At 59.3% G+C, this 6,891-nt stretch carries 9 protein-coding genes; 1 reads left to right on the plus strand and 8 read right to left on the minus strand.

Features of this window, described 5'->3' with window-relative positions; all coding sequences use genetic code 11:
• From EA795_RS20195 to EA795_RS20225, 6 genes are all read right to left on the minus strand, one after another.
• Positions 1 to 782, minus strand: a 782-nt coding sequence (locus EA795_RS20195) for a head maturation protease, ClpP-related (RefSeq protein WP_147456325.1), incomplete at its 3' end; no start/stop codon positions are given.
• 158 nt (positions 783 to 940) lie between these two features.
• A complete protein-coding gene (locus EA795_RS20205; RefSeq protein WP_122079157.1) occupies positions 941 to 2,248 on the minus strand; it encodes a phage portal protein in 1,308 nt (435 codons plus the stop codon).
• Positions 2,241 to 2,402 (minus strand): hypothetical protein, encoded by a 162-nt coding sequence (locus EA795_RS21245; protein ID WP_170162254.1) that lies wholly within the window; start codon positions 2,400 to 2,402, stop codon positions 2,241 to 2,243. The genes EA795_RS20205 and EA795_RS21245 overlap by 8 nt, the downstream gene beginning before the upstream one ends.
• Entirely contained in the window at positions 2,399 to 2,626 is a 228-nt protein-coding gene (locus tag EA795_RS20210; RefSeq protein ID WP_205891508.1) for a terminase TerL endonuclease subunit, read from the minus strand. The genes EA795_RS21245 and EA795_RS20210 overlap by 4 nt, the downstream gene beginning before the upstream one ends.
• Positions 2,556 to 4,283, minus strand: coding sequence for a terminase large subunit (locus EA795_RS20215; protein ID WP_122079158.1), 1,728 nt, complete (start codon positions 4,281 to 4,283; stop codon positions 2,556 to 2,558). Before EA795_RS20215 ends, EA795_RS20210 begins: the two co-directional genes overlap by 71 nt.
• Before the next feature lie 586 nt (positions 4,284 to 4,869).
• Entirely contained in the window at positions 4,870 to 5,256 is a 387-nt protein-coding gene (locus tag EA795_RS20225; RefSeq protein ID WP_170162255.1) for an HNH endonuclease signature motif containing protein, read from the minus strand.
• Between the two features lie 131 nt (positions 5,257 to 5,387).
• Between EA795_RS20225 and EA795_RS20230 the strand changes: the two genes are divergently transcribed.
• Complete coding sequence (locus EA795_RS20230) at positions 5,388 to 5,603, plus strand: hypothetical protein (RefSeq protein WP_240645056.1); 216 nt, start codon at positions 5,388 to 5,390, stop codon at positions 5,601 to 5,603.
• A 205-nt stretch (positions 5,604 to 5,808) separates the two neighbouring features.
• Here the strand turns inward: EA795_RS20230 and EA795_RS20235 are convergent, their stop codons facing one another.
• Together EA795_RS20235 and EA795_RS20240 are read right to left on the minus strand one after the other, a co-directional pair.
• Positions 5,809 to 6,555 (minus strand): hypothetical protein, encoded by a 747-nt coding sequence (locus EA795_RS20235; protein ID WP_147456326.1) that lies wholly within the window; start codon positions 6,553 to 6,555, stop codon positions 5,809 to 5,811.
• 11 nt (positions 6,556 to 6,566) lie between these two features.
• The gene (locus EA795_RS20240) at positions 6,567 to 6,749 is read right to left on the minus strand and encodes a Com family DNA-binding transcriptional regulator (RefSeq protein WP_122079164.1); all 183 of its coding nucleotides are present in this window, start codon (positions 6,747 to 6,749) and stop codon (positions 6,567 to 6,569) included.
• Positions 6,750 to 6,891: the final 142 nt, after the last annotated feature.

Genomic DNA, 6,891 nt, shown 5'->3' on the forward strand with positions numbered 1-6,891 from the left:
GGCGTATCGGTCGGGACAGCGCGCGGCTTGTCCCCGCCAGCAGCGCGAGGCGTGCTGGACTTGATGCTGGAAATCATGGATTTGCGCTCAGATCGGGGCACCCCGGCCTTAGCCAGGGCGACGTCCAGCGCCTTGAGCGCATTGCTCTGCTGGGTCTCTTCTGTTTCGCGTTGGGTGATCTCGTCGGCGGCTAGAAGGCCGGTAGCCAGACCGATCTCGACGGCACGCTTGCCGCGGATGAAGGTTTCGTCATCCATCATCTCGGCCATGCTCTCGACGGACTGGCCGCTCGTTTCGGCATAGAGGTCTGCCATGGCGGCGTCGAACTCTTCCATGTCATCGGCAACGTCGCGCAGGTAGTGGCGGTTGCCAGCGAGGAAGGTCCAGCAGTTGTGGATCATCAGGAAAGCGCTGCTTGCGACTTGCCGCTCTGCGCCAGCCAGGTAAATCACAGAGGCGGCGCTGGCGGCCATACCGAGGACCTTGGTCGTTACCTTGTGGCTGTGCTCGCGAAGGCGGTTGTAGATGGCGATGCCTTCGAACATGTCGCCGCCGGGGGAGTTGATATAGACGGTGACGTCGCGCTCGCCGATGGCCCGAAGGGCTGCGTCGATACGCTTCAGCGTCACACCTTCGCCGTACCAGTCTTCACCGATGACGCCGTAGACGGTGATGGTGTCGGAGGTGTTTTCCACCGCTGCCTGGATGGCCGGATTCCATTTTTCGAGCGCACGAGGGCTCAGCTCGCTGCGCAGGCCGCGAGACTGGATTTTGAGCTGCATGGGTTACTCCTNTACCAGTCTTCACCGATCACGCCGTAGACGGTGATGGTGTCAGAAGTGCTTTCCACCGCTGCCTGGATGGCCGGATTCCATTTTTCGAGCGCACGAGGGCTTAGCTCGCTGCGCAAGCCGCGAGACTGGATTTTGAGCTGCATGGGTTACTCCTGAGGTTTTTTGTCTGGCTGTAACCAGTTCATCAGGGCCGCCCGCACGGATTGCCCATCGTCTTGCTTGCCGAGCTGATCCAGTGGGACCAGGTTCGATTGCACCGTCAGCACATCGCCGCCTGGCATACGCGGCAGGTTCTCCTTCACCCGGCCTTCGTTTCGGGTGATGAACCCGTTCTGCGACATTGTGCTGAGGTAAGCCGCCCTGCCGGCGCTGTCGGCGCGAAGGAATGCTTCAAGTGAAAACTCGGCGTAATGCTTGATGCGATCTACGGCGCTGAGGAGCTTCTTGTTCACGCACTGCTCGATCGGCGCGGTGTAGGACATGATGCAGTAGGTCAGGAAGGCGATCTGTTGCTGCTCAAGACCCGTTCCCCAGTTGCTCCCCTTGTCGGTTTTCATCACCATCCAGGGCGGCACACCGAACCAGCGGCAAATCTCTTCGATGCTGTGTCCGCGTGACTCTAGGAGCTGAGCGTCGACCGGGTTGATTCCGATCATCTCAGGCGTCACGCCAGCCTCAAGCACCGGAGACTTTCCGGCGTTCATTGCGCCTGAGACGGTCTGAACGTATGCGCGGAAGTCATCTCGCTGCTCAGGCTTGAGCACGCGATCAACCTTGAAAGCCACGGTCGGCATCATGCCGTTCCGGAACGTGCCATTGGCTGCGTCGTCAGCTGACATTGCAGCGCCGAACACATCTGCACCGTACCGGATGGCAGAGAGCCCTACTTTTCCGTCTAGCGTAAAAGCCGGAATGTGCAGCATGTTTTCGCGCTGGATCTGACGCGGCTCGCCCTTCTTCGGGCGGAACCAGTATTCGAGCCGGCCGTTGTCGTCCGTCTCAAGACGGATCCTGGACGGCATCAGGAAGTCGAGAGCGATCACCCGCCCAGCACTGCGGTGAATCTCGCAGTAGGCGTTACCCCACAGCAGCATCGACGCAACGACTGATTGCCAGAAATGGAAGGCTGTCGTGTCCTCGTTTGGACTGTTGTGGACGACGTCATACAGGGGGAAGGTGCGAGCGCTCTCTCGGCCACCGTCCGGCTGTCGTTGATAGATGCTCAGCGGCAGGCCAGCAACCGACATTGAAATAATGCGGACACACGCCCACACCGCAGACAGGCGCATCGCATTGTCAACGTTGACCGTCTTGCCGCTGCTCGATTGAGAACCGAGAAAGCTCTGCCAGAAACCGCCATCCGAAAGACGGATCGTCTTGCCGAACCAGCCTCCAATGCTCGCCGAGGGGCGCGCCGCAGCGCGGCTCATTGCGTGCACTAGGGATTTACTCACTGGTTATTCCTCGACGAATGAAGCCAGCCACGCAGAACATTGAGAAAGCGCCAGCGAGCAACGCCCAGGCGGTGCCGGCCAGCATCCAGACGCCAGCGCACAGCAGGCCGAAGCCGGCCAGCGATGCCAGCAGAAAAGCAGTCAGTGCGCTCATGCGATCAGTGGATTCCGTATTGCGTTCATGAAGTCGTCGTCATCCGCTTCTTCGGATTCGACGTTCGAGACACCAATCGCCATCAACAGCGCGGCCATGTCATCGATTTTGTCGGCGCTACGCTTCTTGTCCGGCGCCATATTCAGGTTGTCGTCACGCCGGGCGATCAGGTTCGAGGCGCACCAGTTCAGAAGTTGGTCGCCNTAACAGCGCGGCCATGTCATCGATCTTGTCGGCGCTACGCTTCTTGTCGGGCGCCATATTCAGGTTGTCGTCGCGCCGTGCTATCAGGTTCGAGGCGCACCAGTTCAGAAGTTGGTCGCCGCCATGGGCGAACCTTCCCGACATGTAGGCCATTTCGAGCGCCTGCATTGCTGGGTGATACGAACGAGGCCCCTGAATGAACTCGATCATTGGCAGCTCTGCCGCCATCAGCCGGTTTACCAGGTCGCTGGCGTTCCAGCGGTCATAGGCGATCGCCTGGACGTTAAATTCCTCACATACCGCTAGAACGTCGGCCTCGATCACCGCGTAGTCAGTGACGTTGCCCTCGGTCTGCTTGAGCAGGCCAGCTTCTACCCATGACTGGTAGGGGACGGTTCCGCGCTCGGTCCGGTAGGCGACCGCACTCTCAGGCGCCCAGCGCCAGCCGTAGGTGTAATAAACACCTTCGACCAGCCATACCAGGCGGAACGAGCAAAGGTCAGAAGTACTCGCCAGATCGAGCCCACCCCAGCAAGGGAAGTCCCGCAGCCACTCGAGATCGACCTCTCCGCCGCACGCCTGCCACTTATTGAGATCGACCCAGCCATCAGCAGTTGAGGCCGGGCGGTTCAGACGCTTGATTCGAAACTCAGCCAGCTTCGAGGGCATCTGCTTGGCTTCGACCGCTTCTTTGCGGATGGCGGCAAGCAGGTGCGGGTTCACATCCATCAGCGGGTTGGCCTTGATCCAGACTCGCTCGTCGAACTCCTCGTCAGCTTTGATTCCTGCAGACTTGTCTTCTTCGTCCACCGCGTAAAACACCACCAGGAAGTGGTCGGCAGTGTTGTTGAACAACCCCGCCAGCAGCTTCTTGGCGAACATCCTGATTTCAGCCCAAGGGCCAGGGTTGGTGTAGCCCTCGGTCGTGGTGTAGAGCCACAGAGGATTGCTGCGCGCGCCAGCGGCCGACGTCAGGACGTTGAGCAGATCAGCCGACTTGTGGGCATGGATCTCATCGAGCCCAACATGCGAAGGGTTCAGGCCGTCCTGTGTCGAGGCCTTGGCATGGATCGGCTTGAAGGTCGCGCCGGTTTCAGCACGACTGATGGCTTTGGCCCAAACCTCGAGCCCGAAGGCATCGCGCAGGTCCGCCGTTTTCTCAACCATCCGCTTGGCAGTGTTGAAGATGATCGACGCCTGCGGAAACGTGGTCGCTGCGCTGATGACCTGGGCGCCCTCTTCCGGCTCACAGCATTCGCAGTACAGAAGGATTCCGGATGACAGCGTCGACTTGGCGTTCTTGCGCGCCACCGCGAACAGTGCAGAGGTGAATCGCCGCGGCCGGAAGTAACCCCACCCCTCTATCTCTTCGCCTTCTCGCTTTCGGAACCCGAACAGCTGGACTACGAAGAAGATGTGGGACGGGTGCATCACAATCTCTGGCTTATCCCATTTGCCTTCGACGTGTGGCAGCTTCTCAATGAAGTCGCATGGGTCGTTGGCATGCCAGTGGTCAAAGATGAACGGGCAGTCTTTCTTCTTGGCGCGTTTGAGATCATCCAGAAACCGCTTTGCGGCCTGGCGGATCAGTTTGCCGTGCTTCTTGCGTTTCCTGTCGGCGATTGCACCTTTGGCGTACTCGATCGCGATCTGTACGTAGTCGCGATCATTCGCCATGGTTATGCCTTCTGAGGTCTTCCGTTCGACGCGAATTTGTTGCCGGCCGGCTTCTCGCCGCCAGACGCTACCTTGCGGCGGCTGGCAGGCGTCATGCCGAACTCTGAAAATAGTGCCTTGAGCGCCGTGTCTTCTGCGGCGGTCATCTCCATGCCGGCTTTCGCCTTCATACGGAACCGCTGCCAGGAGAAGCACAGCTGCTCGAGCGAAAACAGGTCGACGACCTGCAGTACGCGCGCTGCCACCAACTGCGGACCAAGACGGTTCCACATGTCAGCGCCATCGGCATTCAGGTGGATAGGTGGATCGGGAAATTCCTCGATCAGATCGTACTCGGGCGCATCCGGCACNCCATCGGCATTCAGGTGGATAGGTGGATCGGGAAACTCCTCGATCAGGTCGTACTCGGGCGCATCCGGCACTTCGCGATCCGGGCGGCTGGTGCCTTGCAGGACCTTGAGGTGCGGAGCGGTCGGCTTGCGTGCCATCTCGCTACCTCAGACTTTCAAATATGAATTTTGACGGTGTGAAAATTTGGCTCCCCCCGTCGTTCGGGCGCCGATTTTCAACAGACTTTCGACCCGCCCTACCCCCTGCGGGTGGTTCCGTCCTGGCGGCCAGCCAATCCGATCTGCTCGCCTATTCGGTTGTGGCAAGGCCTACACAAGGCCCGCAGGTTGTCCCACTCCAGGCCCAGCTCAGGATGCGTCTTGTAGGGCTTGACGTGGTCGGTGATATCGCTCGCGGCGTTGTTGCAGTACTCACATACCGGATAACGCTTGCGGTAGTAAGCGCTCAGCTTCTTCCAGCGCTCGGTCTTGTAGAAGCCGTCTGACTCGTCTCGGCGAAGGTTGTAGTCGCGGTGGGCCGCCTTTCGTTGCTCGGTTCGCCTGGCGTCTACTTGTGCCTTGTGCGTCCTGCAACGATGGGAGCCGGGAGTGGACGGCCTCGAGCATCCCGGTTCAGCGCACATACGCGGAGGTCTAACTGGCATTGCCTGTGCCTCATCGTTCCTGGCAGCAAGAAAGCTTCGAACAGGGGATTGAAATGCGGCAAACTGCCGTCATGTAAGTCTGACCACCATCTCGATCAGGAGAAGCTCGCATGAGCGAAATAACGATGGCTCTAGCCGGTAACACAAATGCCTCGTATGAGCACGCGTCCGCGGCGCGTAAGCGTTCTATTGCGGTGGCAGCCGCACTTGAATTGATCGCCGCACGGGTTGCAGCCGCACCAACAAACGGGACCCACCTTGATAGCGAGCTAGACAATCTGGCGCAGTACGCTGATCAAATCCAAGCCGCACTCAACAATTTTTGAGAGCGGATGCCGCAGGTCTCCGCGGCACACCTATCGATCTACGCCAACCAGCAGCGGCCCGCTGCTTGCATCGGCGATACTGGATCAACGCGAACTCAACAGGGCGCCTGCTGCACACAGCAGCACGCGTTGATCAGTTCGCCCGCCACCCAATGAAGAAAATAAAAAGCCCTGGACGACCCAGGGCTTCTGCACAGCAGCTCGGTTACTTGCCGATCAGCTGAGCACCAGTAGCCGTAACAGTTTCCATCGCCATGGAAGTCGGGCCACCGAACACTTCGGTTTCAAAGCTGAAGGTTGCACCCTGCTGAGCCTTGGTAACCAGCGTCGGAGCCAGCTCACTCAGCGTGTAACCCTTGTTGCCAGTAAGGCCGGTCTTCACGACCTTGGTAGACGCACCGTTCAGGGTTGCCGTGGTACGCACCGCATAGTTGAAGGTGCCGCTCACCGCCGGATTGAGGTTGATCGTCAACTTCGCAGGCGATCCTGCCGAGCCCTTGACCTCGGCCTTCAGCAGCTTGTGCATCTTCACCGAGTTGGGAACGCCCGAACCGCCTGCACACACGCCCAGGTACCCGTTGGATACCGCAACGTAGTTGTAGGAGGACATCTTGTAGGCGCAGTAAACGCCCTTATCCACGATCTGCCCGATCACGTAACGCGGCGAATACATCGTGCCCGTAACGCTCGTGACCCCGAACTGCGCGTCGAGAGTCGGCAGCTCAGCCGGGTAAACGATGGTCAGACCGTTTTGAGGAGTCTGGTACTTGTTCGCCTTGTAGGTCACGCAGGTAGGGTTGGGGATGTCAGTTTCGACCGTCAGATAGCCGGCCGGGCGTGAAATGTTGTTGCACTGGACGACCGTGTCGGCCATGGCTACCGAAGTATGCAGCGACGCCGCTCCAGCGACGGCCAGGGCAGCCAGAGCAAAGAATTTACGAGATGCTTTCATGAGTTCGTTCCTCAATGATTGATTTGAATGGCGGCTTGAGCCGCTTCCTGATCGCTCACTGGCGAGGTGACGAGACTCTCGGTCTTCAAGTGATTCAAGGTCCCGCAACGCGAGCACTTGATCTGGATACTGCTGTACTCACCCACGCGGGCGAGAAGTCTGTTGCACTTGCCACATCGGCAATCTCTCATCATCTGCAAAGCCTTCTGGTATCTGCTAGGCTCGCCCGGCACTCGCGAGTGCGGGGGGCCTTGGCTGGCTTGCAGGTTCGCTCTGCAGGTTGGCGCCTAGGGCTGATGTTGGCGCATCAGCTCTAGGAGCCCTCTTCTTTTCTTG

Source organism: Stutzerimonas nitrititolerans (assembly GCF_003696285.1).
GTDB lineage: Bacteria > Pseudomonadota > Gammaproteobacteria > Pseudomonadales > Pseudomonadaceae > Stutzerimonas > Stutzerimonas nitrititolerans.

Excerpts from the sequence above, each read along its gene's own strand:
- EA795_RS21245 (WP_170162254.1), bottom strand. The coding sequence starts at position 2,402 with ATGAGCGCACTGACTGCTTTTCTGCTGGCATCGCTGGCCGGCTTCGGC.
- EA795_RS20240 (WP_122079164.1), bottom strand. The coding sequence starts at position 6,749 with ATGATGAGAGATTGCCGATGTGGCAAGTGCAACAGACTTCTCGCCCGC.
- EA795_RS20225 (WP_170162255.1), bottom strand. The coding sequence starts at position 5,256 with ATGTGCGCTGAACCGGGATGCTCGAGGCCGTCCACTCCCGGCTCCCAT.
- EA795_RS20230 (WP_240645056.1), top strand. The coding sequence starts at position 5,388 with ATGAGCGAAATAACGATGGCTCTAGCCGGTAACACAAATGCCTCGTAT.
- EA795_RS20235 (WP_147456326.1), bottom strand. The coding sequence starts at position 6,555 with ATGAAAGCATCTCGTAAATTCTTTGCTCTGGCTGCCCTGGCCGTCGCT.